This is a genomic window from Paenibacillus sp. FJAT-27812, from assembly GCF_001273905.1.
Taxonomy (GTDB): domain Bacteria; phylum Bacillota; class Bacilli; order Paenibacillales; family Paenibacillaceae; genus Pristimantibacillus.
Genome location: NZ_LIGH01000001.1, coordinates 3,026,400 through 3,053,026, shown reverse-complemented (window position 1 = coordinate 3,053,026; position 26,627 = coordinate 3,026,400). Strand labels below are relative to the sequence as shown.

Genomic DNA, 26,627 nt, shown 5'->3' with positions numbered 1-26,627 from the left:
GGCACGCCGCCAGCGTTCGTCCTGAGCCAGGATCAAACTCTCCAAATTGGTGTTTGACTTGCTCAATACTTTTTTATCGCTTTTTTCGCTCATCCCGAAGGATTTGCGAGGCAGTTATTACTCGTTGTTCAGTTTTCAAAGAGCAATCTATTCTCTCTTGTGTTTCGCTTGTTTTGCTTGTCGTCCGCGTGTTTCTCTCGGCCGGAATTAGAATATACCATGTATGCGCCTAGAAGGTCAAGCGTTTATTTAAACTTTTTTAAATTAATCGTAATTTCATCAATAACCGTTGTTTATTGCGCCGTTTTCCCTTGCAGCTCACGCCATACCTTTTTGTTGCTGTACTGGCGTTCAGTGCTGATGTCCTTGCCAAACCAACTCGGCGCTTTGAACGTATTGGCTGCTTCTTCCGAGTCAAATTCAACCTCAAGAACAGAAAGCTCGATTTGATCATAGGTATCAATCTCGATGATGCGCCCATTCCATTCAGCGGTAATACGATTTTTCGTCAGCGGTACGAAACCGAATGCTTTAATGATCTGCTCGTAAATGTTCTCCGAAATCGAATATTCGATCTCTTCGCGGGAGAGGCCGTTGCCTACCTTGAAAGTATGCGTATGCGTGACCTCGCCGCTCGCCAGATCAACAAGGCGCCGAACGCGAAGCTCTTGATTTTCATCCATTGCCAAATAGGTCTGTTCAATTCTTTGCTCGGAGATCACTTTTAGTTTTTCTTCTTCTATTAACGCGTTAGGAAACTCGGGCAGCAAAAACTTGCGTTCAATCTCAAGTGACATCCTTCACAGCTCCTTTGATTTTAATCCTCATCTAGAAAAAGCTCTTGCAGCATTCTTTCCCGGTTATTAACGAACTGCTTCATCAGCAGAAAATGATCGGTCTCCTCTAATGATGTGCGCTCAATGCCATCCGCGGACAAATTGTAAATAACGGCATCCGGATACGCCATCAAAATCGGTGAATGCGTAGCGATAATGAATTGCGAGCGCTGGCCCACCAGCTGATGAATACGGGAAAGCATCGCCATTTGGCGAAAAGGGGATAAAGCCGCCTCCGGCTCATCCATCATATAAAGCCCGTTTCCGTTAAAACGATGAAGGAACGTTGCAAAAAAAGATTCGCCATGCGACTGCTGATGCAACGACTTTCCGCCATAGGAATCAATAATGCGAGCGCCGAGACCGCCCTCGCGGTCCATTTGATCAATATTAGTAGCCAAATTATAATAGCTCTCCGCCCGAAAAAAGAACCCATCCCTCGGTTTATGCACGCTGCGGGCAAGCCTTAGATATTGATGAAGCTCGGAATGCGTTGCTTCCGTGGAAAAATTGAAATTAATCGTCCCGCCCTCCGGGTTGAAGCCGAGCCCTACCGCGATCGCTTCCATTAGCGTAGACTTCCCCATTCCATTTTCCCCAACGATGTAGGTAACCTTCGGGTGGAAATCCAGCTCATCCAAGCTCTGAATCGCATTTAGATGAAAGGGATAGGCATCGAAAGAGGGTACTGACTCCCTTAGCAGCTTAACGCTTCTTAAATAAAGCCCTTGCTGATCTTGTTTCACGCAGTACGCCTCCTGGCTCGATTAATTATCATCTGCTTCCGGCTGCTAGCCGCAGCATTTCTTAAACTTTTTCCCGCTCCCGCAAGTACATGGATCATTACGTCCGATTTTTTTCTTCGACTGGATATCAATTACATCTGCTTGAACGGCTTGTATAGGGGCGTTATTCAGCAGCATGCTGGCGCTTGCCCGTTTGGCTGACAGCTCCTCCGGGGAGTAGCCTTTGATGAGCCACTGCTTCGTGCTGTTCATTAAAGGTACAAGCAGGTTCGTTATAGCTGTCAAGGTCTGCCGATTCGGAATATCGATAAAACGCTGCGCGATCTCGATAACGGTAGCTAAAGAATCTCCATTTTTAGTGGCGTCGACACATTCCTCTGCCATAAGATCAGCCTCTTCACGGTCAATCTCATAGTGATGGAGGACGTAGCGTACCAAATTCATATACTGGCTGCTCCGCTCGACGTACTCTGGCTCTCCTGCTTTCAATAGCTGCTGCTTCGTAAATGGGCAATAATCGAGATCATGCCTGAGTGCCCGCTCCTTCAAAATCGCCTGCGGATCCGTTACCCGAAAATCACAAATTAATAAATCGTTCGTTTCGTCCATTACGATCTGTTCATAATAGTCCGATGCCTCGAACAAAATGTTCATAAGCTCGCATTGATCAAGCGGATGCTCCTCACCCGTAATGATGAATGATTTCAGCTCATCTGCCGTCAATACTCCGTAATAGTAAAGCAGGCCTTGCGCGTGCCGAATCCATTCCGTATTTCTTTTTATGTTAGGATGTTCCTCTTTCGCTTCCACTTCCTTAAAATACGCCAGCAGCTCGGAAGGCATCAAAACTACCTTTTTGCCATCTACTGTTGAAGGAAAAAGTATCCCGCGCTCGCGGAAATATTCGTATTGCTGTGGTTCGAGCAGCGGCTTGTCCCAAAAGCCGTCGTTTTTTACGATTTTCTGAACAAGCTTCAATCTATTATGGTCAAAACAGCGAGTTGCCATCGAAAGGTTCTCCGGTATCAACTCTGACAGCTTCTCAACGAGCCCCTGCTTGTTAAGCGAACTTAGGTTGCTTATTTGCAAATTCGTACGAATACTAGTCAATTGCTGCTTCGATAATGTGCCCAGCGCATCCGCAAACGATAGCGGATAGGGGAGCTGCGGCCAAAATTTATCCATTGCTTTATCTAGCTTTGTAGTCATATTAATCTCCTAAATCATGATTGTATTTCAAGCCGTTCTATTCATTATAAATGGTATGCCAATAAACATGTAGGTTCAAAGATAACAAAAATTGAAGATGGAATCAAACAAAATAATTTAATATTTTCCTCATAAATTGTAAGTTTGTCCTATTAATGATGGATGTAGATACGATAAAAAGGGACAAATAACAGAGAATAAGAAAGTAACATAGAAATCATTTGCTGCCATAACAATTGCCTGGAAAAGAAGTAAAAAGGCAGGTCACGCGTGCAATAAGACTAGTTTCTAGCCTTATTTCCGGCGATGGTGCTGGCTTGAAAGAAATAGAGCTAGATTCTAGCTTTATTTTCGATTTTCGGGAGAGAGCTAGTTTGGAAGATTCAGAGCTACAAAAAAAGAAGCTGCCCCAAAAGGTCTTTACGGACCTTAACAAGACAACTTCTTAATCTGGCGCTATCATGGTTTATCCATCGTTTTCACGCTTAGAAGCGAGTTAAGCTGCTCTAGCAAGTTGCCGCCGCCGGTGAGGGAGATCGTGCCGATCTTCTCGCAAATTTTCTCGAGAAACTCTAGCTCCTTCAAGCGATACAGCGTACCGTTCTCGTCCATCAGCTTCGCGGTATTCAGCAAGCTGCGGGTCGAAGCCGTCTCCTCGCGCCTGGTAATAAGGTTGGCCTGAGCCTTCTTCTCCGCAAGCAGCACCGTATTCAGGATATCCTTGATATCGCCGGGCAAAATAATATCCTTAAGACCCGCCGATACAAACTGCACGCCGTAATGCTCCTGCTGTTCGTTCAAGCGTGTGAGGACAAAAGTTGCTATTTCTTGCTTCATTCGCAGCAGGTCATCCAGCTTCAGCGTACCCACATACTCCCGTAAAATAAGCTGCAGCAAAATATACACCTGCTCCTCGAACGACTTGATCTGGATCGCCTTCAGCGGGTCGATCACTTTATATTGGCACACAAAGTTAAGCCGCAGCGTCACCTTGTCCTCCGTCATAATCTCTTGTCCGGTCATATCCAGCTGCAGCTGGCGCAAATCGAGCGTCTTCACCTGCACGCTAGTTGGCCCCTTCCAGAAAAAGTACCTGCCCGGACGAAGCTCGCGCTGCAATACATTATTGTAGAAAAGCAAACCGGATTCGTGGCTTGCCACCTCGAACACCTGTATATAACCTTGCAGCTTCGCCAGCAGCGAACGATCAACTTCTGCCAATATTTCAGGATTACGTATATCAACACGAATAAACGTATGTTTTTTCATAACATTCCAGAAGGCATACAATCCTGAGGTCAGAAGCGAATTGAACTTGCCGTCCTCAAAATGCAGCACATACTCATAATCCTGTACGTCTGCAAGCGTCAATTCCTCCACAAGCTTTGCGTCTTGAAGGAACAGGTTCAGCTCCTTGTTCGGAACGGCGAACCGTTTCGCAACATTTTGCAAGATGACGCTATCGTCGGAAAACGAGCTGTGGCGGTATACGCCCGGCTGCAAATGCTTGATGTAGCTGCCTTTTTTGAAAAGCAGGCCACGCTCATCGTTTTTGATGATTATTTTTTTGAACATCGTTATACACCTCTTTACGGTTGTGTTGGCCTTCGTAACAGGAGTTCTCCTGCGGCTAGGCCGGAATCAGGCTTAAGAAGGGAGCAAAGCTGCTTTATGGCTTCATATCGATAGCTGAATTCGCATGCAACTTCCATCCATATTCACGCTATTTTCCTAATCATCCAAAAGAGGCAGCGGGCTCCCTTCGGTATCCACCGATTGCATAGGCTTCGCTGTAGTGAACGAACATCAGCTCGCTCTGAGAGCTCCTGTTAAAGGCCGGGTATTGCTCAGATTTTTCTCCTTGGAGGGAGTTTTGCATACTCTACCACAGAGTCTTCGCGGATTAGGCGAATAACCAAGGGATTCGAACCCTTATTTTTGTGGAGATTCAGCCGATATGGTCATACAGCATACAAGCGCACAGCGTGCGCAAGCACTGCGGAACGATTGGAATGTCCCAGCCAAGGTACGCCATTCGTACATGAACCTCATCTATTATTGAAGTTATCTTTAATAGCGATAGCAATGGATTAGATGCCTTTGATGGCAGCCATCGGCTTGCATTTGGCTACCACGGCAGCGAGCGATGCGCCAACGACGCTGTCGATGATCTGGTCCACATCCTTGTAGGCCTGCGGGCATTCATCGAGAATCGTCTCCAAAGATCGGTGGTTGACGAGAATTTCCTCCTCCGTGCCGATCTTCATCGATTGCTCGAATTGATCAATCGTGACAAGCTGCTTCGTTGCTTTGCGAGACCTTGCGCGACCCGCTCCATGGCAGATGGAATAGAAGTTTTTTAAGCCCTCATTTTTCCCCACCATAATATAGGAGGAGGTTCCCATGGAACCGGGTATAAGCGCCGGATGCCCGGTCTCCTTATACACCGGCGTATTTAGGAAGTGGCCCGGCGGAAGCGCGCGCGTCGCCCCTTTGCGATGAACGAGCATCGGCTCGTTGCGGTGAAACTCCTTGAGCGCGTAATTATGCATGAGATCGTAAAGGACAGGCATTTCCATACCCGCTCCGAACACCTCTTGGAACGCTTCTCGTACGCCAAATGCAATCATATGCCGGTTGCTCACCGCAAAGTTGAGGGCGGAATACATCAGATTCAGATAGGTCTGCCCTTCCTGGCTTGCAATTGGAGCATAAATCAAGCTTGGGTCGGGATTGCTTACGCCCCACTGATCCATCGCTTCCTTGATCACCTTATTATGCTCCCGCCCAATCATGCCGCCCCAAGAACGCGAGCCGGAGTGGATCATCACCACAACCTGCCCGTCGAACAAACCCCATTTTGCCGCTAATTCCGCATATTCCTCATTGATCTCCAAATATTGAATTTCGATGAAGTGGTTCCCGCTTCCGAGCGTACCTAGTTGTCCGCGCGCATACTTCATCGTTTTTGGCGGAAGCTGCTTGAGGTAAGCAGGGTCATATAAAAAATAGGATTGCTCCACATGGGTCAGCCACTGCTGATCCGGCACATACTTTTCGGGAAGTCCCTTCAAGCCGTGCTGAACGACGCTCATCACGTCGATATCGTCGTAGTTCGAATTCGTGCGCTCGTTCGTCGGGACATATTTCTCGACAGCCGCGATCAGCGCTCTGCGAATGTCCTTCGCTTGAATGTCGCGCTTATGCAGCGAGGTCGTGTGGACACGCATGCCGCAGCCGATATCCGAGCCGACGATGGAAGGAGATACGCAGCCATCTTTCATGCTCCATACCGCCGTCGTGCCGATGCACGTTCCGATTCCTACATGCGCATCTGGCGTGTAGCTCATATAGCGATTCCGTGGAATTTGCAAATTGTTGTTAGCCATTTCAAATACTTTATTTTCAAAGGATTGGAATACCTCTTCGTTAGCGAATAAGTGAAGCTTCCCATGCTCAAGCTCCATTTCATGATGATTGCCGCCGTGCCTCTTATGCTGCATCAACATTGTCAAACCTCCAGTGCCTGCTGCTTTTTTTCAATCAGCCGTAATGCCTTCTTACGAGTTCTATCTTCTCTTATTTGGAGACCCGCGAACATGGCGAAAGTATTACGACAAAGGAAAATTTTCCTTTTTGTTCAAATCCTTCAGCTTCCTGTTAAGATAGATGGAGAGTGCTGCTTACGATCGGGGGAATTCAGAAATGGCAAGAGAAAGCTTCGATAAAGAGATTCAGTTTTTGCGCATGCTCGTCTTAACGAGCGGCGCCTATAATCGTCAACAATACGCAGACCGATTAGGCATTTCCATCCACACATTCGATAAAACGATAAAGCGGCTCAAAGAAATCGTGAACGCCGTCCATCAACAATTGCCTGAGGAGCAGAGCAAGGAGTTCGCTGAGACGATCCGCTACAGTTATCTTGAATCATCCGATCCGATGCTGCTGTTCCTGTTCCGTGCGAAATCGCTTAAGGAAACCGAAAGCCAGCGTTTCTCCCTGCTGCTCGCTGCTATGCACGAAAAGCCGCTGACGGCTATGGAGCTGCTTGATTTATGCTGCGGCAGCATGCCGGCTGAGCTCTCGCTTCCCGATGAGAAGACGATACGCGGCGACCTCAAATATTTGGAGCAGGTTGGCGTGATTAAGAAGGAGCCGGGCACGCGTCCCTTCCGCTACCGCATCTATAATGATTTTGTACGCGAGCTGTCGTATGATGAGCTGCTGGACTTATATGATTTTATAGACATTATGGCGAACACGCAGGTGCCATCCGTTCAAGGCTATTTGCTGCGCGACGGCCTAAAAAAGCATATTGCCCGCGGGCAAGCCGATTATAACCAAATCGACCCTTTCTTATATAAGTATCACTATTACTCTCGTATTTTGGATGAAGCGCATCTCTTCACGCTGCTAGGCGCTATTCGCAATCGGCGGTCGATCAGCTTCCTCTACTTCTCGCCCAAGAAAGAAACGAGCTACGCCGCCAAAAACACAAATCCGTTGTTCGAACGCGATACCGAGGGCATGCAAGAAACGACGCTTCCGCTTAAAGTCGTCTACGATCATCAATATGGCCGTTGGTATTTGCTAGGCAACCATGCCAGACATGGCATTAAAAAATACCGCTTGGAAGGAATAACACAGATCTCAGAAGAGGAATCCGTTGCCGAAGCTTTTTACGAGGCAAAAAAGACTGAGCTAGAGCAGCGCACTGCGCATAGCTGGCTGATCGACACAGGCAAGCCCGTCACCGTTCGCGTACGCTTCTTTCATCCGGGGCACGGCATTCACAATTTCGTTAGAGAGCGCGTGCTGCTTCAAGGACAATGGGGTGCCATCGTAGAGGAATCGGATGATAGCTTCGTCTATGAAATTGAAGTAAACGGCACCATCGAGATTAAGCCATGGATTCGGAGCTTCGGCTCAAGCTGCGAGGTGCTTGCGCCAATGAGGCTGCGGCAGGAAATGATCGCGGAGTGGAAGGAGATCAAAGCATATTATGAATCTGTTTGAGAAAATATTTAACTATCAAATTTTAGCCAAGCTTGAGGATTCGGGAACGTTTATGGTAACAGCCCACGAGCGCAGCTGGCTCAAGACGATGCTGGAGCATGCTGCTGCAGCCGAAGCTTTTGCTCCAGAAACACTACAAAAGCTGCAGCTTATGCTAGAACAAGACCTCTCTCTCGATACAGGCGCGCTGCTGCACAAGGCAGCCAGTAAAGAGAAGTATGTCTACCATCCCAATGTTCGCCCATTGAGACAGGCTGTTACAAATAAGAGCATGCTGCGCTTAAGCTACACCGTCAAGAATGAACGTACGCACAGCGAGCAGGAATGCTTTCCCTACAAGCTTGAATATTCAATGGTGAAAAGGGATTGGTATCTGCTTTGGTACCATGTGAAAAACCGGATGCTGATGAGCACAAAGCTGGATATGATCATTACAATCGATGAGCAATCATGCGAGGTAGAATACTACGGGCAGCTGCGGGCGAAGGTCCACGCATTGCAGGAGAAACGAAGCGCCAGCGCTGATATACGCGTAATGCCCGAATACAATGGAGAGCTGTCGCGTATTTTGTACGCTTACTCATGCTTTGAGAAAGAAGTGAATTATGATGCGGATACGAATGAATATACGATTCGTCTCTTCTTCTCTGGCAGCGACAGCGAGTATGTGCTCTCGAAAACCCGCTTTCTCGGAAAGCGGGTAAACATTATGAATGGCAAGCAGCTCCGCAGCCGCATGCTGGAGTCCGCTACGAAAGCGCTGGGACGTTATGGGGAATAGCGTTCATGAATCCCGAAAATCACCTAATAAGAAGCACATGCTCCAGCCCTTCAACCTGTGCCAAATGCCCCTTGTCTCTCTAACCGCTCACCCTATTCAAACGACAGCCAATCTCACATTTTGACGAAAAATTTTAATTGTAATGATTATAAATTGATATTGATTTTCCTATAGAAAGCGGTAACATATAAAATGAGGCGCAGTCACACAAATTTAATGAGGTGATTCTATTATGAGTAATGAGAAGAACAAGCTTACGACTAGCTGGGGAGCTCCCGTTGGAGACAACCAGAACTCGATGACAGCAGGATCTCGTGGTCCTACATTAATTCAAGATGTGCACCTTCTAGAAAAACTAGCCCACTTCAACCGAGAGCGCATTCCTGAGCGCGTCGTTCATGCTAAAGGCGCAGGTGCTCATGGCTACTTCCAAGTGACTCATGATGTTACGTCTTTCACCAAAGCAAGCTTCTTATCCGAGGTAGGCAAAAAAACGCCGATGTTCATCCGCTTCTCGACGGTCGCGGGCGAGCTTGGCTCTGCTGATACGGTTCGTGACCCGCGCGGCTTCGCTGTAAAGTTCTACACCGAGGAAGGCAATTACGACTTAGTGGGAAACAATACACCGGTCTTCTTTATTCGCGATGCGATTAAGTTTCCCGACTTCATTCATACACAGAAGCGCCACCCGCAAACCCACTTAAAAAATCCGAACGCCATCTGGGATTTCTGGTCCTTATCGCCGGAATCGCTGCATCAGGTCACGATCCTTATGTCTGACCGCGGTATCCCTGCTACATTAAGACATATGCACGGCTTCGGCAGCCATACTTTTAAATGGGTGAACGACGAGGGTCAAGCGGTTTGGGTCAAATACCATTTTAAAACCGAGCAAGGCATCAAAACGATAACCAATGAGGTTGCAGCCAAAATTGCCGGCGACAATCCTGACTATCATACCGAGGATTTGTTTAATGCGATTGCAAGCGGCGATTTCCCGGCATGGAAGCTTTACGTGCAAATCATGCCTGCCTCGGATGCGAATACATATCGTTTCGATCCTTTTGACGTGACGAAGGTTTGGTCCCAGAAGGATTATCCGTTAATCGAGGTTGGCCGGATGGTGCTCGATCGCAATCCCGAAAACTATTTCGCCGAGGTTGAGCAAGCAACGTTCTCTCCCGGCTCGTTTGTTCCAGGCATTGAGGCTTCCCCTGATAAAATGCTTCAAGGCCGCCTGTTCGCTTATTCCGATGCCCATCGCTACCGGGTTGGCGCCAACCACAATCAACTGCCGATCAACAGACCTACCGCTCCGGTGAACAATCACCAGCGCGACGGTCAAATGCGTGCGGACGGCAACGGCGGATCGTCGCTTTATTACGAGCCTAACAGCTACGGCGGTCCAACGGAATCCGCTGAGAACAAGCCCGCTCCGTTCGAGGTATCGGGCCAAGCAGACAGCGTAGGCTACGACCATCATGACCACTATACGCAGGCCGGTGATCTCTATCGATTAATCAGCGAAGAGGAACGCGCCCGCTTAATCGAAACGATCGTTGGCGCTATGAAGCCGGTTGAGAAAGACGAGATTAAGCTTCGTCAAATCAGCCACTTCTACAAAGCTGATCCCGATTACGGACAGCGGGTAGCCGAAGGTCTTGGCTTATCCATCTCACAGCAGGCTTAACTGCACTTATTCCTTCTATTCAAACCATGCGGCTCTCGGATCCAACTCGACAGCCGCATGGTTTTATATTATTGTTAATTCATTCGCAGCTGAGAATGAGACAAGGAGATTATGATTTTGGAAACAACCGAAGACCAAACAGCGCTAACATTCATGCAAGGAGTAAGGGATTGCCTACCGACCCTTCTTGGCTATATAGGCATCGGAATCGCGGCAGGAATCGTCGGTGCATCCGCGAAGCTAAGCGTACTGGAAATCGCCCTGTTGTCGGCACTGGTTTATGCCGGCGCTTCGCAGTTCATCATATGCGCGATGCTAATTGCCATGAGCCCGCCTTCCGCTATAATTGCCACCACGTTTATTGTGAATCTACGCCATTTCTTGCTGAGCGCAGCGCTAGCCCCTTATTTCACTAGGTACTCCCTGCTCAAAAACATTGGAATAGGAGCGCTTCTGACCGATGAATCGTTTGGCGTTGCTTCGCTTAGAACCTCAAGCGGCCAGCCCATTAATGACCGGTGGATGAACGGTCTAAACGTAACTGCTTATGTCGTCTGGATCATCTCCTGCATGGCAGGCGGATGGCTGGGCAGCTGGATTGCAAATCCTGCGGCATTTGGTCTGGATTTTGCTTTAACTGCCATGTTCATCGCGCTGCTCGTCCTGCAGCTTACCGCATTGCCAGGCTCTAAGCTGAAGCATTACCTGTCTCTTATTGCTTATACGGTTATCGCTGTTTACGTTCTGTCCTTCTTCCTATCCATTTATATGGCTGTTCTGCTGGCAACGATCATCGGAGCGGCTATTGGGGCGGTGACAGAGAAATGAGTATCGATTTATCGCTGCTGCTCGTTATTTTAGGCTGTGCTTTGGTGACATTTGTCCCCCGCATCGCTCCGTTTGTCCTTATCCGAAACTTGAGGTTGCCGCAGCCTTTGCTGAAATTTTTGAATTATATCCCCATCTGCTTATTAACCGCGCTTATCGTGCAAGGCGTTCTTGTTAAGAGCGGTTCAGGGGTTTCCATAGACTGGCATACGCTGATCATCATTATTCCGACGCTGCTGATAGCGTTAAAGACGAAGAGCTTATTGCTGACCGTCCTTGCAGGCATCGTGTCGGCCGCTATCGTTCGGTTCATTTTTTAGCAAAAGGCATGTGAAAAAGGGGCTGTCTCAAAAGGTCTGAAATGACCTTAGGACAGCCCCTTTCGGTTCAGAAATCGTTAGATCAGTTTATTCAAAAGGGTAAATCCAGAAGCGTTCTGTTCCAAAGCGCTCCTTAATTTCCTCATCCTCAAGCTTTTTGTTGCCTACCAGTTCAGCAGCTTGAAACTGCGACCGATGCGCTTCAATCGAAGCCATCTTATGCTTCAAAAATGCTTTTACATCGTTTGCGACTTGAGGCATGCCGATCGCCTCTTGATGGTTTTTGGAAAAGGCCGAGCAATAAACGACGGGCCGCTCATCTTTTGGAAGCCTGCTGATCGTGCGAACGACCGCTGCTCCGCAAGCATCGTGGTCAGGATGAACGCTGTACCCTGGATAAAAGGTATACACGATCGACGGACGCAGCTCCTTCAAGAGAGCGTCAATTACGCCATCCAGCCGTTCCGGGTCCTCGAATTCAATCATTTTATCATGGAAGCCCAGCATTCTCAGATCCTGAATGCCGATGGCGCGGCAGGACTCCTCCAGCTCGAGCTTACGGATAGCCGGCAGCGTCACCCGATTGGCGAACGGCGGAATCCCCATATTTCGGCCCATTTCCCCAAGCGTCAAGCAAGCGAAAGTAACATGAGCTCCGTTTTGAATATGCTTAGCCAGCGTTCCCGATACCGTAAAGGCCTCATCATCGGGATGCGGCAATACGACTAAAATATTTTGTCCCACAGAAACACTCCTCTCCTCTTTCATCAGAAGGGCACCCGGCTGAGCTGCAGCGATACAACGAGCTTTCCTTGCCCATCATGGCCTGCCAGAAGCAGTCTATCCTGTTCCTTCTCTTCCCAGTGGGTAAGCCCCTCCGAGTAAATCCAGCCCTGCTCCATTTTCAAGCCGACCCGGTAAGGTCCGCTCCCTGCAATCGAACCATGCGAATAACGAATGACCGCATTCGTTATGAAGTTGGCCGCCGGATGCTTCGAGCTATCGAGATGGGCTGCATAAGCGCCCGTAGTCATTTCCAGATGAATATATAGGTCCTGATCCTTAAAGCTATCAATGATATGCCGAACCTTTTCTTGATCAATAAGCTGCATCTATATCCCTCCCATATATCAGTCCAACCTGTTGAATGAATCTGATATTGAAATCATTCTAACATACTTATACCTAAAGAAAATAACGAATGCAACGCACCTTCGATTATCGATTTGAAAAGCTGTCGTTACCCCGCTCGCATATAGCGCTTTCATCCTATTTTTTAGGTAGATTCGATCAAATTAAGTGAAACTTAAGAACTAGCTTGCCGTAATTATATATGCTATACTAACTTTCAAATTTATAGGAACGAACTACCATTTATTAGCCAATTCGATCCTATAACCAACAGGAGGTCCTACATGAGAAACCTATCGATCAGCAAGAAATTGCTCGGCGGATTTATATCTGTCCTCATTTTATTAGCCGTTATCATGACGATTAACTTTTTGCAGCTCGTCTCTCTCGACCGTACATACAAAGAATTAATAAATGATAGAACCGTTAAAATGCTGCAAATCAAGGATATGGACATCGCAGTCAAATCCGAACAAGTTGCCGTCCGCGTATACGCCATGCTTGGCGATGAAACATCGCTCAAAGGAATCACTTCGGCCCATGAGGATTACATAAAGGTCAGCAAGCAGCTTGCATCAACCATTTACTCCCCTGCCATGGTTGATGGGCTCAAGGAAGCTGATCTCATAGAAAATCAATATTTTGAGATTGCCATGCAGGTCAGCGAGCTGAAGAAGCAAAACAAAGAGCAAGAGTTTACCACGCTTCTGTCGAATCAAGGCCGCACCTTGATCGCGCGCTTAGAGAAGGTATTGACGGATATGGAAGCTTTTCAGCAAAACGAGCTTACGATGAGCTCCGAAAACGCATCTAAGCAAGTGGCAGACGTCCAAAATCTAGTGCTTATTCTCGGAATTATCGCTCTGGTGCTAGGGATAAGCATCGCTTTATTTATGGGTCGACTCATTACTAAGCCTATCAGCGAAGTAGCCAGGGCTGCTGAGAAAATTGCTGCCGGAGACCTCACAGGCAAATCCATCGTGATGAAAAGCAGCGATGAAGTCGGCGTACTCGCCAGCTCGTTTAATATGATGGCAAACAATCTTAGAGCCCTAATCATACAAGTAAATACGAATGCGGAGCAGGTCGCGGCATCCTCTGAGGAATTAGGCGCGAGCGCCGAGCAAACCTCTAGAGCTACCGAGCAGATTGCTACTGCTATGCAAGAAGTAGCTACAGGCGTTGACATGCAAGTGAAGCTCGTTCACGAGGGCTTCCAAACCATCAATGAAATGTCGATCGGCTTCCAGCAAATTGCTGCAAACACGCAAACCGTCTCATCCAAGACTGCTGAGGCATCGGAGAAAGCTTTGCTCGGCAACGAATCGATTAAAACGGCTGTCACTCAAATGAGCTCCATTAGTGATACGGTTAATGGACTGGCAGCCGTCATCGAGGAGCTTAGCGGACAATCCGCTGAAATCAACCAAATCGTCGGGGTCATATCCGCACTCTCCACCCAAACGAACCTGCTGGCGCTTAACGCTGCTATTGAGGCAGCTAGAGCTGGCGAGCATGGACGCGGCTTCGAGGTCGTAGCTACGGAGGTTAGGAAGCTGTCGCAGCAATCGGCACAGTCGGCACAGCAAATCACGGAGTTAATTTCCTTTATACAAGCTGGCATGAGCAAAGCCGTTCATTCCATGGAGGCTGTAACCAAAGAGGTGCAATCCGGCATCGACATTGTGAATACGGCAGGAGAATCCTTCGACTACATCCGCAATGCTGTTAATGATGTCGCATCGGAATCCGAGGAGGTTTCCGCCGCTGTGCAGCAAATGACTGCCGGGGTCGATGAGATGACGAGCTCCATGAAGTCGATCTCCGAGATGACAGAAAGCTCGGCTGCGGGCACGGAACAAGTTACGGCGTCCACGCAGGAGCAAATGTCGTCAATGGAAGAAATATCTTCTTCATCCAATGCGCTCGCCAAAATGGCGGAGGACTTATTGCTCACGGTTAGCCGCTTTAAAATCCGATAAAACGGCATCTGCTTTTGCTCACGCATTTTGTGGTATACTGCTACAAGATTATAATGCAGGAGGTTCACCGCTATGAAAATTTATGTCATCCAATCGTTTAACGAGGACGGCTTGGAAAATGTGTACGTAGGCGCTGATGAAGAAAAAGCGTTGTCGCTGAAATCAGCAGATTTTGACCATTGTGATGCTTTGTTCGTGGAAATCTGGGAGGATGGCGAAAAAACCGATGATTTCCGCTTGGTGGAATCCCCCGAAGAAAACGATGAGGAAGCGGAAGATGCGATTGAAGAGGACAAGTAAGCTTGTCCTGAAAGAATAGGTAGCTTTGCAACCTTTTGTCGAACACGGTCGTCTAGTGTTCGACATTTTTTTTACTCGAGGAGAGACTTGCATGCTACATCTTAGGAAATCATTAACCAAAATGGCCGTACTCGCGATCACCGTATCGATGCTCGCTGCAGGCTGCAGTGACGCTGGCAAAAAACCGGCCAACAACAAGCCGGCAGGCAATGCTTCGAATGAGACTGCTACGGAACAGCCTGCAGTGAATCCAGCAACAGAACAACCCGCTGCTACCGAGAAGCCGGCGGTTGACTCCGCAACGAGCGAACCGGCTGTAACGGAAGAGCCGGCAGCAACGGATGAAGGCAACAAAGGCAGCGAGGCAGCCGTTAAGCCTGCCGCTACGGCGAAGCCTAGCAACAAACCGGAAGTGAAACCAACGGCTAAGCCAGCCCAGAAGCCGGCAGCAACCGCAAAGCCAACACAAAAACCGACGCAAAAGCCGACCCAAAAACCAACCTTAAAGCCAAGCGCAACGCCGAAGCCTTCCTCGGACATTAAGGTATCGGATATTTCCGCCAAAATTTTGAAAGACATCGAAATGCCGCGCCTCGTTACTGTAGAAGGCGAGCGTATTAAGGATGTATACGGAATTGATTCAGGCAGCCTGCTATCGGAGGCAGTATTTATGCAGGCTTTGATGAATACGAAAGCAACTGAGCTCGTTATCGTAAAGCTGAAATCAGATAAAAATTACGATGCAGTCGCTGAAGCCTTGGAGAATCGCGCAGCCAGCATCCAAAAAACGTTTGAAACGTATTTGCAGGACCAATACGAGGACGCGCAGAACTACAAAATCGTTCGCAGCGGCAGCTACGTCATGTTATCCATCTCTCATGACCAAGATAAAGTAGTTGAAATTTTCAACGACTTTTTCAAATAATACATAAAAACCTGACCTCTCGAGTCAGGTTTTTTTATTTATCGGTTCGATTAGCAGGGAAGCCGCAGCTTACTGCGGTAAATTTCTCGTCCGCTTCGCTGCCAACGACTTAGAGCCTACTAAGCTGAAAAATGCCGTGGCCGCCACACATTCGATGAGGGTCATAAACAACAGCATAAAGTCCTGTCCGATGTTCATACTCGCGGCGTCCCAGCCCATTAGCAGGAAATTTAATCGCATAAACAGAATATGGCCAAAAAACGTTACGATGCTAAAGAGGTTAATCCTTTTATGATAAGTCTGAACGGCCGGGCTTTTCATGCGCAGGATGCCATAAAAAATGAGCAGCGTATTCGGAAGCATGCTGAAGGCAAACTTGTAATCCGTCGTCCATTCACTGAATTGGAGCAGCAGCGCCGTCTCTATCACGGTAAAAACAATAGCAAAAATAATAATTGGCCTTATCCTTATTTGCATGAACTGCTCTTCATACTTAGCTAGAAATACACCGGCTGCTACAAACGTGAAGCCGAAGCCTATATACCTCGTCACCAATAAGTCCAAATACTCCATATAGTCGGGATTCATGAATGGAATGCTTGCCGCGGTCACTCCGAAAACCTTCATCAAGCTGCCGGAAACGAATTGAATAGCAACAAATCCTATTAGCGCCAAAATGACCGCAAGGCGAACATACTGCTTCTCAAAAAACCAGTAGGCGGCTAGAAGGCCAAAAATGAGCGGAGGAATAAACCAAAACTGAATAAAGGGTCCGTTCAGGAACACCGCAATAAAAAGTATTTTGGCCTGAACAAACAGATTTCCCGCCGACAAACCGTCGCTAATGAGCTTAGGCACGATGTGCTCCGCTACAAAGAAGCAGCAAAAGAAGCAATAGACGATAACTAACCGCTTTAGATACTTTTGCATATAAGAGCGTGAGCTAGCCGCATGGCTCCAGCCTTTATACGCCAGAAAACCTGCTATGACATAGAAGCAAGGCACGACTATCCTCGTCGCAAGCGAAGCAAACTGCACGAGCGCTTGCCCCGGAAGGAGCGTCATATAGCGTATAAGCATAATGTGAGCGACAAGGACAAGCAACGAGCCTCCCAGCTTAAAAAGCGTAATGCCCGGATAATATTTACGCATTCTTTCGCAGCTCTCCTATCCCGGGAAGCACAAGCGACTTTATTTCGGCAATGGAGATCTTGCCTGTCGGCGAGAGCGGGAATACCGGAAGAAACACAAAGTAACGCGGCAGCTTAAAAGCGGACAATTCCGGTGCCAAATCATTTTTCAGTTTATCTGAAGTTAGATTAGCTCCCTGCTTGGCTACGATACAGGCGCATATCTGCTCGCCATAAAGCTCATCCGGCACTCCGATTACAAGCGCTTCATCCACATCCTTATGCTTTAGCAGCACGTTTTCAATCTCTAAGGGCGAGATTTTCTCTCCGCCTCTTGTAATCATCCTGTGCAGTCTTCCGGTAATCGTCAGGTTTCTGCGGTCGTCCAAAAAGCCCAAATCCCCGGATTTATACCATCCGTCTGCAGTGATGCTTGCGCGATCTTGAAGCTCGTTCGTATAGCGCATGACGCGGTGGCTTCGAATCGCGATTTCACCCTGCTCATGGGAAGGCATCGTCTCTCCCGTCTCCGGATTTAAAATTTTCACCTCAACAACCTTGTCTACCTTGCCGCCTATGCTGTAGGAGCCTTTTTCAAAGTCCTTATATTGAATTAATCCGCTTAGCAGGCTCGTGTGCTTTAATAGCTGATAAAGGAGCCGCAGCATAACGTTGTTCCTGCGGTTGACGAAGCATGTTGCATTTGCAACCGCGCCGGCTTCCGAGGACCCGTAGCTCACCATAAAAAAGTAGAGATTCAAGCTTTTCATAATCTTCTGCAAAATAATATTGTTCACCGCAGCGGAGGTAAAGGCTACACCGAGCAATGATTTTAAATCGAATTCCTCCCGCTTCGGAGAAGAGAGCATCTGCTGGATCATAAATGGCGTGCCGATGAGCACCCTACACCTTTCCTTCTCTACAGCCGACAAGGCATTCACAGGGTTAAAGTGGGTGAGCATGACAATCCGAATATTGCAGGCTTTCAAGCCGGTAAATAAAGTAGCAAATCCGCCTAGATGGTATAAGGGCAGCAGGTTCATGATCGAAAAATAGCGGGTTATTTTATCGCTTAGCTTCATGAGCATTGCGGTGCTTCTTCCCGGCTGTTCGCCAAGATTAGCCGACACTAAAAAGGAGGCAGTGGTACGCAGCACGCCCTTTGGCATGCCAAGCGTACCTGAAGTATAAAGAAGGATAAGAGGGTCCTTTGGGGTATTGGCTGTGCACGCGGTTAGAAAATCACTTGCCTCAATCGCTGCGCCAAGCACGCTGAGCTTTGAATACGGCTGAAAAGGCGCAGCCAAGTGGCCCGCTTCATCCAGGACGAATATGTGCTTAGGAAGCCAGCTGCTGTCCAGTCCCTCTTTATGGCTATCTAAAATAATCTCTACCATCATAGCGGGATAATGAATATGTTGCCCCTCTGTCCCCATAATGAGGGCTGCCGGGCGGGAGTCCTTCAAATAATGCTGCAGCTCCTGCTTCTTCGAATAGGTATTGAGCGGGACAATGATCGCACCTACACAGGCTGCCGCAAACATCGAAACGACCAGCTCTACCCGGCCGGGCATAAGCAGCGCAATCTTATCGCCTTTCTTGATGCCCAGCTGCAAGAAGCCCTTTGCGACAAAACGGACCTCTTCCCAAATCGTCAGCCATGTATGATGTGAAGAGTTGGCCGGAAAGCTGTACGCGACATCATGAGGGCAATCGGCTGCCCTCTTTTGAAGCAAATAGGGTATCGTATCCTTGTTCAACATATTGCTGTTCTTCATCATTCTGAACCCCCGCAAATATATAATATACGGCACTGACACGTCTAATATAGCATCTATTAAGTTCTTAATAAAGAACATTTTTAATAAAAAAAGCGCTGCTCAGAGAATGTTAAACTCTCTTGCAGCGCATTTATTACGATTTGGCAGAGACTGTAGCTGCCAATTGGCTTGGAACTTCTTTATCTTTGCCAACCTTCGGCTTTGTTCCATCTGCCCGTTTCGCCTTGCCAACGAGCAAGCTTAGCGGAAGCGCAACGACTGCTACCAAGGTAGCAACAACATACACATCGTTCACACTCATCGTGAAGGACATCATCGTAATATGAAGCTCGTCGACATCGCCTGCTTTCATAAAGTCAGTAGCGTGAGTTACCGACCTTGTTGCGAGCATCGTGGTGAAGATCGCAATCGCGAATGATCCGAACACATTTCTCGTCCAGTTCGTTATTGCGGATGCATGCCCGGAGAGCTCGGCTGGAATTTGTTCCATTGCCGCGTTGCTCGAAGGCATAACGACTAGCGCGATTCCGATATTACGCACGATCATCCACCAGATTACGTAAGCATGCGATACATCGAGGCTTAGCCAGCTCAGTGCCAGCGTTCCGATCGTCAGCAGCACAATGCCGCTTGACATCAGCCAGCGAGGTCCGATAATGCCATAAAGCTTGCCGACAACCGGCATAAGCAGCGCCATTGCGAGCGAAGCCGGCAGCAGGATCATGCCCGTATCCATTGCGGACACATGCTGAATCCGTTGCAAGAATATCGGTGTCAGCAAGGTGCCTGAATACAAGCTGATCGTAATAATATTGGAGATGATTGCATTTAACGTGAAGCGTCCGTTTTTAAACACCCTTAAATTAAGCAGCGGTGTCTCGGTCGTCAGCTCCCTCCATACGAATAAAATAAGGGCTATCGCGCCAATCGCGAATAGGGAAACGATTTTCCAAGATCCCCAGCCCCAGCTATGGCCTTGGCCCAGCGCAAGCAGCAAGGACGAGCTGCTCACAATAACGGTAAGGAAGCCCAGTCCGTCAAAGGTCTTAGGAACATTCATCCGATAATAAGGGATATAGGCATAAACGAAACCGATCGCGATCAATCCAATCGGAATGTTCATGAGGAACAGCCAGTGCCAATTCAAGTTCTCCAGCACCCAGCCGCTAATCGTCGGACCGAAGGCTGGCGCCAGCATGGCAGACAAGCCCCAGAACGCAATAGCCATCGCTTGTCTTTCTCTCGGAATAATTTGATAAATAATCGACATTGTAGCCGGTATGATCAAGCCGCTGAATGCTCCTTGCAATACACGGAACAAGATTAGCGAGCCTTCGCTCCAAGCAGAGGCGCATAATACCGAAGCAACCGTAAATCCAATCAATGAGAACAGGTATAACCTTCTGTAGCTGAACCGCTCTCCCAAATACCCGGCAATTGGCGCCGTAGTACCCATTGCCAGCATAAAGCCGGTTAACGTCCACTGGACAGAGCCTAGCGACGTATCAAAATGGTCCTTCAAAATTTCGAGCGCCAAGTTGATTGTAGCCGACGCCAATACGCATAAAAAAGAACCGATAAAAATAGCAACCATTACAGGCCAGAAACGCACCTTCTTAAGTTCTTCTTGATTCATGTACTTCTCCCACACCCTTTATTATTACTTTACAGCTTAACTATTATATTTTAGTTCTAAAGTAATTTCAATGGAAACAATTTATTCATTTAAACATCTAATCCGACTAACGTATTTTCCTTCTAATCATGCTGGCCCGTAATCCTAAAAAAAGAACAAAGCCCCGGAGAAACCGCTCCGAGGCTTTGTTCATCTTTATTCCCTTATATCTTCGCATTCGCGCGACTAGAAATTCGCTGCCCCATACCGCTGTCCACTGTTCGTTCATACCAGTGTAGCCCTGCTAGCCCTTAACGCCAGAAATAGCGACAGACTCGATAATTTGTTTCTGGAACACAAGGAAGATGATAAGCATTGGAAGCAAAGCAACGAATGAAGCGGCCATAATTAACGGATAATCCGTTTGAATCGCATAGGTTGCATTAAAGTTCGCGATAACAAGCTGAAGCGTCTGCTTCTCTGGCGAATTCAAATAAATGATTGGCGCCAAATAATCGTTCCAAATGCCCATAAACCACAGAATGACCTGTGCGGCTACCGCCGGACGGATTAACGGGAATACGATTTTGGTGAAAATGCCAAAGTAAGAGGCTCCGTCGATCTTCGCCGCTTCTATAATAGCGCCAGGCACGCTGGTCAAATATTGACGCAGGAAGAAGATCATCATGATGTTTCCGAACAAGCCCGGTACGATAAGTGGCTTTAACGTATCGACCCAGCCAAACTCAGAGAACATGATGAACTGCGGAATCATGATCGCCGGATAAGGAATCATTAAGGAGGATAACAGCAGCATGAAGATTTTGTTCTTATGGTTAAAACGCAGCTTCGCGAACGAGTACGCCGCCAAGCTCGAAGTAAACGTCCCGATAATTGTGACGCATAGCGTAATTAGCAAGCTGTTCTGAATACCGCTGAGCAGCGGACCCTTTTCCCAAATCTCCATGTATTTAATGAAGTCAAATTTCTCCGGTATCCATACGGGCGGCAAAGCGAACACTTCCGCCTTCGTCTTGAACGATGTTGAGACCGTCCATACAAGCGGGGCTATCATAAAGACAGCGCCTATGCTGATAAGAATAAAAATGATAGCATCCGAAATTTTAAACTTTTTGGCCGATAGCATGGTTAGGCTCACTCCTTCCCTCTGATGTCGTTACTCCAGGTCTTTCGACGATCTTTCATTCATCTTGAATTGAACAAGCGTGATGACGAAGATGAATAGGCCAAGCAGCATCGCCATGGCGGAAGCATAACCCATTTGCAGGTTGCCGAAAGCTTTTTGCCAAACATAGAATACGACCGAGGCAGAGCTGTACTCCGGACCGCCAGTTGACGTCATAATGTTGATTTCCGTGAAAATTTGCGCGCCGCCGATCACTTTCGTTACGACGATAAAAAAGGTAACCGGTTTAACCATAGGGAACGTAATGTGCTTGAAAATTTGAAAGCCGTTCGCCCCGTCCAGCTGCGCTGCTTCATAATAATCTTTGGGCACGCTTTGCAGCGCCGCCAAATAAAGAAGCATCGAATAACCGAGGTTTTTCCATACCATCATAATAATGAGTGCCGGTTTCACCGTATATTTATCAGTCAACCAGTTGGGCCCATCAATGCCGAATAGGGCAAGAAACTGATTCACTAAACCATAGTCGCCGTTATAAGCCCATTGCCATAAAATCGAAATCGCCGCAAGCGAGGAGATGACCGGTATGTAATAAACGACTCGAAAGGTTGTCGTTCCGAACATTTTCCGATTAAGCCCTAGAGCAAGCAGCAAAGCTAGCACAATTTCAATGGGTATGCCGATCATCATGAACAATGTATTGAAGCTCGCCTTATGGAATTGCTCATCCATAAATATTTCTTTAAAGTTGGCAAAGCCGATAAAATCCATCCGGCCTAAGCCGTCCCAGTCGGTAAAGGAACCGTAGAGCGAATATAAAAGCGGATACAAAGTAAACAAGAGAAATCCAAGTACGGGCGCAAGTACAAATAAATACCCGTAGTAGCTTTCTTTGCGATAGAGATTCGACTTGGTTTTCATCTTCCACCTCTGATTCACCCGGCATAAGAGTGATGCCAGCTCTACGAGAGAGAACTAACATCACGGCTTGCGGGTTAAAAATGATTAGCTCGGATTATTTCTTTGATTTTGCTTCTTGTTCGATCGCTTTATCAAGCAAGCTTTGCATCTTCGGCTGTTCCGCTTTCACATAATCGGCTGCCGTTACTTTGCCATCAAGCACGGGCTGGATATCTGTGAAAAATAGTTGGTACCATTCTGCATTGTAAGTCAATGTGTTCGGCATTGGTTTGCCGTAGTCTTGCACGATATCAAGGAATTCTTTTTTGTTAGCTGGCTTTGTCTCCGAATTAGCAGCCCAAGTTTCAGCCATGTCGATCAGGTTAGGAATTTGCACCTTCGCATCAACCAGCTGCTGCTGGCCTTCTGGCGATGCTGTTAAGTAAGTGACAAGCTTAGCCGCTAGCTCAGGGCTCTTCGAGTTGCTCGATACGCCGATGCCGAGCGATCCTACAAACGTTGCTGATTTGCCAGTGGAGCCGGCAGGGTAAGGAATCAGATCATAATCGAAAGGCAATGTTTCATAGGTCGCTAGATCCCAAGGACCTACTGGGAAGAAAGCAAGCTCGCCTTTCATCCAGCGCTGGTATGTATCGAGTGTTGCCGCATCTTCAATAGAAGGCGTAATTTTATATACATTTTGCATGTCAGCAAAATATTGCAGCGCTTCCGCAAACTTAGGATCATCGATCGTTACTTTTGTGTTCGTCTCATCGAGCCAGTCAGCGCCGTTGCTCCATACGAAAGCTTGCAAAGCCCAGTTTACGTTAAAGCCTGTGCCGTACTGGTCGATCTTGCCATCGCCATCGTTGTCCTTCGTAAGCTGTTGGTTTACTTTGATGAACTCGTCCCACGTGTATGGCTTGTCTTTGTCCGGCAATGGAATGCCTGCTGCTTCGAACATCGCCTTGTTATAACCAAGCGAGAAAGGACCAACATCCTTCGGCAAGCCGTAGATGCTGCCTTGGCCTACTGTTTCGCCGTCGTAGCGGTAGCTATCAACGCCGTATTTCCAAATGTTATCGAATTTTACGTCGGAGACGTATTCCGTAATATCTTTAAGTACGCCTCCGTTTGCATACGCTCTCAGATCACCTGGGTCAAAGTAGAAGACGTCTGGAACGCTTTTTCCTGTAATGGCCGCTTTTAATTTCGTTGCATATTGATCGCCGGTTGTTGTAATGATTTTAACTTTAACGCCAGGGTTGTCCGTCTCGAATTTTTTGACAGTTGCTTCATAAGCTTTTTGCTCTTCAGGACCGCCTCTGAACATAAACGAAATTTGTTTGGATTCTGTTTTTTCGCCTGTGCTGCCGGTGCTGCCTGAATTGTCCTTCCCACCGCATGCGGATAGTACTACGGCCAATGACATCATGATTGCAAATGCTGAAAGTAAACCTTTTTTCTTAGCCAACCTAACCCCTCCTAAATGTACTGCGTTCACAAACAGCCATTAATTAATGTCAAATACATCAAGTAAGCATTTTTGTTAAATAATTAACACTTTTGTTAAACCCATAATAATGCAAAGCGCTTTCATTGTCAATACTTGTCGAAAGGTTGCTTGAACACCATTTATACACACTATTTCATCGCCAAAATAATATTTACCAGCTTTTTCTAATCGGTCGATATGATGTTCGGACCGAAAGTCATATGTAGTTAACAAATGAGCAAATCAGCTAAAAAATTATTCCGCTGCCACAGGCCCATCTGCAACCGGAATGCCAAAGTCCGGAGTACCGTCCTCATTCCAGCCAAATACTTGCGCTCTTGTATGGCGATTTGGATCATAAAGCGGATCACCCACAATTTCTTTGTAATTACGGGCATGGTAAACGATAATATCCTGCTCTCCGTCCGGGCTTACCGTAAAGCTGTTATGACCAGGACCATACTGGCCCGTCGCTTCATTCGTTTGGAAGACGGGCTCTGCTGATTTGCTCCAAGAAGCCGGATTAAGCAGATCACTCGTATCTGCTGCTGATAGCAAACCCAGGCAGTAATTATAATCGGTAGCGCTTGCCGAGTAGCTGATAAAAATTTTCCCATTGCGCTTCAGGACGGCAGCGCCTTCATTGACGAGAAAACCGATTTTCTCCCAATCGTATTCTGGAGTCGCAATCATCACCTGCTTGCCGCTAATCGTCCAAGGGTTGCTCATCGGCGCTATGTACAAATTGGAGTTGCCTTTAATCGCAGGGTCCTTCTGAGCCCATACCAAATATTGAACGCCCTCATGCTCAAATGACGTCGCATCAAGAGCAAAGGACTCCCAATTGGCTTTAACTTGCCCCTTCTCCGTCCAATTCCCCTCCAGCGGGTTAGCAGATTCATTCTCAATAACAAACATACGATGGTCAAATAGTCCGTCTACCGTCTCCGAGGTTCTAGCCGCTGCAAAATAGATATACCATTTCCCTTTAATAAAATGGATTTCCGGCGCCCAAATGTTTGCGCTCATCGGCCCTGTCTCATATTTTCGCCATACGACTACAGCCTCTGCCGAGCCAAGCTCCTGAATGGTCTTCGCTCTGCGTACTTCAAGGCGATCATACTCAGGCACCGAAGCGGTGAAATAATAGTAACCGTCCGTATGCTTGTATACCCAAGGATCGGCGCGTTGCGGAATTACCGGATTCGTAAATGGTTGAATGGCTGCTGCTTGTTTGCTTATCATGTCATCAAAACCCCTTTTTTTGTTATATGGCTATTAAGCTTCTAGCTGACTTATCTGTTTGCCCCATACGGCTGCTCCTGTGCCCGTCAAGCCCGTGAATACGAGTGCTGCTCGCTCCCTTTCCCAGTCCCATGCAGGTAGAACGGTTCCTCTGCAGGTCCACAGCTCCACTTGCGATTCCCAGCCAAATGTATGACTCGAAAGCTGCAGCTCGACTGTCGCCTGATAGACAACACGCCAGCCATGATTCATTAAGCTGGAGTCGATGCCGGTGTCGATACTGCCGTCCGGTTGAAGGGTTAGCGCAATTGCATCTACCATGCTGTCTGCTCTTGGATCATGTACGATCCACTCCCACTCCCCTGCCAGTTCATTTGGCGATATCATTCGCTGCGGCTCTCCTGAGTACCGCTCCGGAGAAACAAGCGGCCAGCAATCCTCCGTCCAGACGATCGATCTCACATGGAGATGGAAGCAGTGTCTATTCATCTCTTCTCGAGCATGGTGCACCATATAGTAGGCTCCGTTATCCTCCAAAACCGAGTTATGTCCAGGCGCCAACCAGCCGGGAGCATGATTGAATCGATAGTTAATAAAGCAAATAGGCATCATGAAGCTTGATTACATCAGGCGCCCATAACCCGTCAGCCCCGGTCCAGTCTTTCGCTTGCTCAGGAACGCCATCAAAAGCATGACCAACCCATTCCCAATCCGTAAGATCCTTTGAACGTCTGACTTGTATGCCTCCGCGAAAAGCGGCCGTTCGTTCTCCCGATACATAGCATCAGTCGAAAACGTGTAATAGCTGCCGCTGTCCTTGAAAATGCCAGGATCATGCGTATTCAACGTTTTCCAAGTCGTCTCATCCTCGAAGGTGTCCGGGTCAAACAGTCGCTGCTCAGGCGGCTTTCTTGGATGATTCATCTCATTTCCTCCATGAATAACAAAATAGATATTTCTCAATTTCATGTAATGTTTATATATTTATTGATTAATTCATGTTAAAGTGAATTTTAACAACTGATTATTACTGCTGTCAATAATTAAATTTATTAATAATTTCATTAACGTAAGAAGGAGAATTGAGGAGATGCTGAAAGCCAAATAGGGCTATTCCATTTATCCGCTGCTCTGGATGATGGATAGCCCTCTCATAATGAAATCATTTATGCCGTTAACTTGCTGCGGGGTGCCTCATTCAAGAGGATCCAAGAGTCGAATATGACAATGGGCATCCTCGCGAATGGGAGAAGGAGGAACTTTGAATACTGGGCAAAAAAAAAAACCTTGTTCAATTGAACAATGGCTTCTGAAAAAAAGATATGGTGGAGGCTGACGGGATCGAACCGCCGACCCTCTGCTTGTAAGGCAGATGCTCTCCCAGCTGAGCTAAGCCTCCATGAAAACAATAAAACCCACGGTATGTGGGGTTGTTTCTTAGCACAAAACAAGTTGCGCCCTGAAAACTGGATACGAAAGATTAGGTTTGCTGAAAACCTCTTTAACTGTGTCTGCTGGATGTATGGGTCGCAGCAAACGGTTTTAGG

24 protein-coding genes and 1 tRNA gene are annotated in these 26,627 nt (G+C 47.5%); 8 read left to right on the top strand and 17 right to left on the bottom strand.

All coding sequences use genetic code 11. The features are described from left to right. Positions 1-293: 293 nt before the first annotated feature. From ADU23_RS12880 to ADU23_RS12860, 5 genes are all read right to left on the bottom strand, one after another. Complete coding sequence (locus ADU23_RS12880) at positions 294-797, bottom strand: CYTH domain-containing protein (protein ID WP_053374107.1); 504 nt, start codon at positions 795-797, stop codon at positions 294-296. A gap of 20 nt (positions 798-817) precedes the next feature. Beyond that, positions 818-1,582: an AAA family ATPase gene (locus ADU23_RS12875; protein ID WP_053374106.1), complete on the bottom strand. Its 765-nt coding sequence runs from the start codon at positions 1,580-1,582 to the stop codon at positions 818-820. A 45-nt stretch (positions 1,583-1,627) separates the two neighbouring features. Continuing rightward, complete coding sequence (locus ADU23_RS12870) at positions 1,628-2,791, bottom strand: YecA family protein (RefSeq protein ID WP_053374105.1); 1,164 nt, start codon at positions 2,789-2,791, stop codon at positions 1,628-1,630. Positions 2,792-3,250: 459 nt separating this feature from the next. Then, positions 3,251-4,366: a slipin family protein gene (locus ADU23_RS12865; protein WP_053374104.1), complete on the bottom strand. Its 1,116-nt coding sequence runs from the start codon at positions 4,364-4,366 to the stop codon at positions 3,251-3,253. Between the two features lie 515 nt (positions 4,367-4,881). After that, positions 4,882-6,300, bottom strand: coding sequence for an RtcB family protein (locus tag ADU23_RS12860; RefSeq protein ID WP_082311080.1), 1,419 nt, complete (start codon positions 6,298-6,300; stop codon positions 4,882-4,884). Between the two features lie 196 nt (positions 6,301-6,496). Here ADU23_RS12860 and ADU23_RS12855 point away from each other — a divergent pair, with 196 nt between their 5' ends. The 5 genes from ADU23_RS12855 (at position 6,497) to ADU23_RS12835 (ending at position 11,429) form a co-directional block, all read left to right on the top strand. Then, complete coding sequence (locus ADU23_RS12855) at positions 6,497-7,810, top strand: helix-turn-helix transcriptional regulator (RefSeq protein WP_053374103.1); 1,314 nt, start codon at positions 6,497-6,499, stop codon at positions 7,808-7,810. Then, on the top strand, positions 7,797-8,591 hold the full coding sequence (locus ADU23_RS12850) for a WYL domain-containing protein (protein ID WP_053374102.1): 795 nt from the start codon (positions 7,797-7,799) through the stop codon (positions 8,589-8,591). Before ADU23_RS12855 ends, ADU23_RS12850 begins: the two co-directional genes overlap by 14 nt. A 232-nt stretch (positions 8,592-8,823) precedes the next feature. Next, positions 8,824-10,281: a catalase KatA gene (katA, locus tag ADU23_RS12845; RefSeq protein ID WP_053374101.1), complete on the top strand. Its 1,458-nt coding sequence runs from the start codon at positions 8,824-8,826 to the stop codon at positions 10,279-10,281. A gap of 153 nt (positions 10,282-10,434) precedes the next feature. Further along, positions 10,435-11,109, top strand: a complete 675-nt coding sequence (locus ADU23_RS12840; protein WP_442950650.1) for an AzlC family ABC transporter permease — start codon at positions 10,435-10,437, stop codon at positions 11,107-11,109. Then, positions 11,106-11,429 carry an AzlD domain-containing protein gene (locus ADU23_RS12835; protein ID WP_053374099.1) on the top strand — a complete coding sequence of 108 codons (324 nt, stop codon included), beginning with the start codon at positions 11,106-11,108 and terminating at the stop codon, positions 11,427-11,429. Before ADU23_RS12840 ends, ADU23_RS12835 begins: the two co-directional genes overlap by 4 nt. 87 nt (positions 11,430-11,516) lie before the next feature. On the opposite strand, the gene bshB2 is transcribed toward ADU23_RS12835, so the two are convergent. Together bshB2 and ADU23_RS12825 are read right to left on the bottom strand one after the other, a co-directional pair. Next, entirely contained in the window at positions 11,517-12,173 is a 657-nt protein-coding gene (gene bshB2 / locus ADU23_RS12830) for a bacillithiol biosynthesis deacetylase BshB2 (RefSeq protein WP_053374098.1), read from the bottom strand. Between the two features lie 23 nt (positions 12,174-12,196). Beyond that, a complete protein-coding gene (locus ADU23_RS12825; RefSeq protein ID WP_053374097.1) occupies positions 12,197-12,541 on the bottom strand; it encodes a YojF family protein in 345 nt (114 codons plus the stop codon). A gap of 303 nt (positions 12,542-12,844) precedes the next feature. Here ADU23_RS12825 and ADU23_RS12820 point away from each other — a divergent pair, with 303 nt between their 5' ends. From ADU23_RS12820 to ADU23_RS12810, 3 genes are all read left to right on the top strand, one after another. Then, positions 12,845-14,542 carry a methyl-accepting chemotaxis protein gene (locus tag ADU23_RS12820; RefSeq protein WP_053374096.1) on the top strand — a complete coding sequence of 566 codons (1,698 nt, stop codon included), beginning with the start codon at positions 12,845-12,847 and terminating at the stop codon, positions 14,540-14,542. Between the two features lie 72 nt (positions 14,543-14,614). Further along, positions 14,615-14,842 carry a hypothetical protein gene (locus tag ADU23_RS12815; RefSeq protein ID WP_053374095.1) on the top strand — a complete coding sequence of 76 codons (228 nt, stop codon included), beginning with the start codon at positions 14,615-14,617 and terminating at the stop codon, positions 14,840-14,842. Between the two features lie 91 nt (positions 14,843-14,933). Beyond that, positions 14,934-15,767, top strand: coding sequence for a DUF4358 domain-containing protein (locus tag ADU23_RS12810; RefSeq protein ID WP_053374094.1), 834 nt, complete (start codon positions 14,934-14,936; stop codon positions 15,765-15,767). Positions 15,768-15,836: 69 nt separating this feature from the next. Here the strand turns inward: ADU23_RS12810 and ADU23_RS12805 are convergent, their stop codons facing one another. The 10 genes from ADU23_RS12805 to ADU23_RS12760 all read right to left on the bottom strand — a co-directional run bounded on the left by ADU23_RS12805 (position 15,837) and on the right by ADU23_RS12760 (position 26,479). Further along, on the bottom strand, positions 15,837-16,919 hold the full coding sequence (locus ADU23_RS12805) for an acyltransferase family protein (RefSeq protein ID WP_053374093.1): 1,083 nt from the start codon (positions 16,917-16,919) through the stop codon (positions 15,837-15,839). After that, complete coding sequence (locus tag ADU23_RS12800) at positions 16,912-18,678, bottom strand: class I adenylate-forming enzyme family protein (RefSeq protein ID WP_053374092.1); 1,767 nt, start codon at positions 18,676-18,678, stop codon at positions 16,912-16,914. The genes ADU23_RS12805 and ADU23_RS12800 overlap by 8 nt, the downstream gene beginning before the upstream one ends. A 133-nt stretch (positions 18,679-18,811) precedes the next feature. After that, positions 18,812-20,314 (bottom strand): DHA2 family efflux MFS transporter permease subunit, encoded by a 1,503-nt coding sequence (locus ADU23_RS12795; protein ID WP_053374091.1) that lies wholly within the window; start codon positions 20,312-20,314, stop codon positions 18,812-18,814. A gap of 283 nt (positions 20,315-20,597) precedes the next feature. After that, entirely contained in the window at positions 20,598-21,440 is an 843-nt protein-coding gene (locus ADU23_RS12790) for a carbohydrate ABC transporter permease (RefSeq protein WP_053374090.1), read from the bottom strand. A 30-nt stretch (positions 21,441-21,470) separates the two neighbouring features. Then, the gene (locus ADU23_RS12785) at positions 21,471-22,361 is read right to left on the bottom strand and encodes a carbohydrate ABC transporter permease (protein WP_053374089.1); all 891 of its coding nucleotides are present in this window, start codon (positions 22,359-22,361) and stop codon (positions 21,471-21,473) included. A gap of 94 nt (positions 22,362-22,455) precedes the next feature. Further along, positions 22,456-23,814 (bottom strand): ABC transporter substrate-binding protein, encoded by a 1,359-nt coding sequence (locus ADU23_RS12780; protein ID WP_053374088.1) that lies wholly within the window; start codon positions 23,812-23,814, stop codon positions 22,456-22,458. Between the two features lie 276 nt (positions 23,815-24,090). After that, entirely contained in the window at positions 24,091-25,080 is a 990-nt protein-coding gene (locus ADU23_RS12775) for a glycoside hydrolase family 43 protein (RefSeq protein WP_053374087.1), read from the bottom strand. Between the two features lie 33 nt (positions 25,081-25,113). After that, positions 25,114-25,593: a lipocalin-like domain-containing protein gene (locus ADU23_RS32105; protein WP_197286064.1), complete on the bottom strand. Its 480-nt coding sequence runs from the start codon at positions 25,591-25,593 to the stop codon at positions 25,114-25,116. Between the two features lie 108 nt (positions 25,594-25,701). Beyond that, the gene (locus tag ADU23_RS33560) at positions 25,702-26,004 is read right to left on the bottom strand and encodes a hypothetical protein (RefSeq protein WP_053374085.1); all 303 of its coding nucleotides are present in this window, start codon (positions 26,002-26,004) and stop codon (positions 25,702-25,704) included. A 399-nt stretch (positions 26,005-26,403) separates the two neighbouring features. Next, a tRNA-Val gene (locus tag ADU23_RS12760) sits at positions 26,404-26,479 on the bottom strand. Positions 26,480-26,627 lie beyond the last annotated feature (148 nt).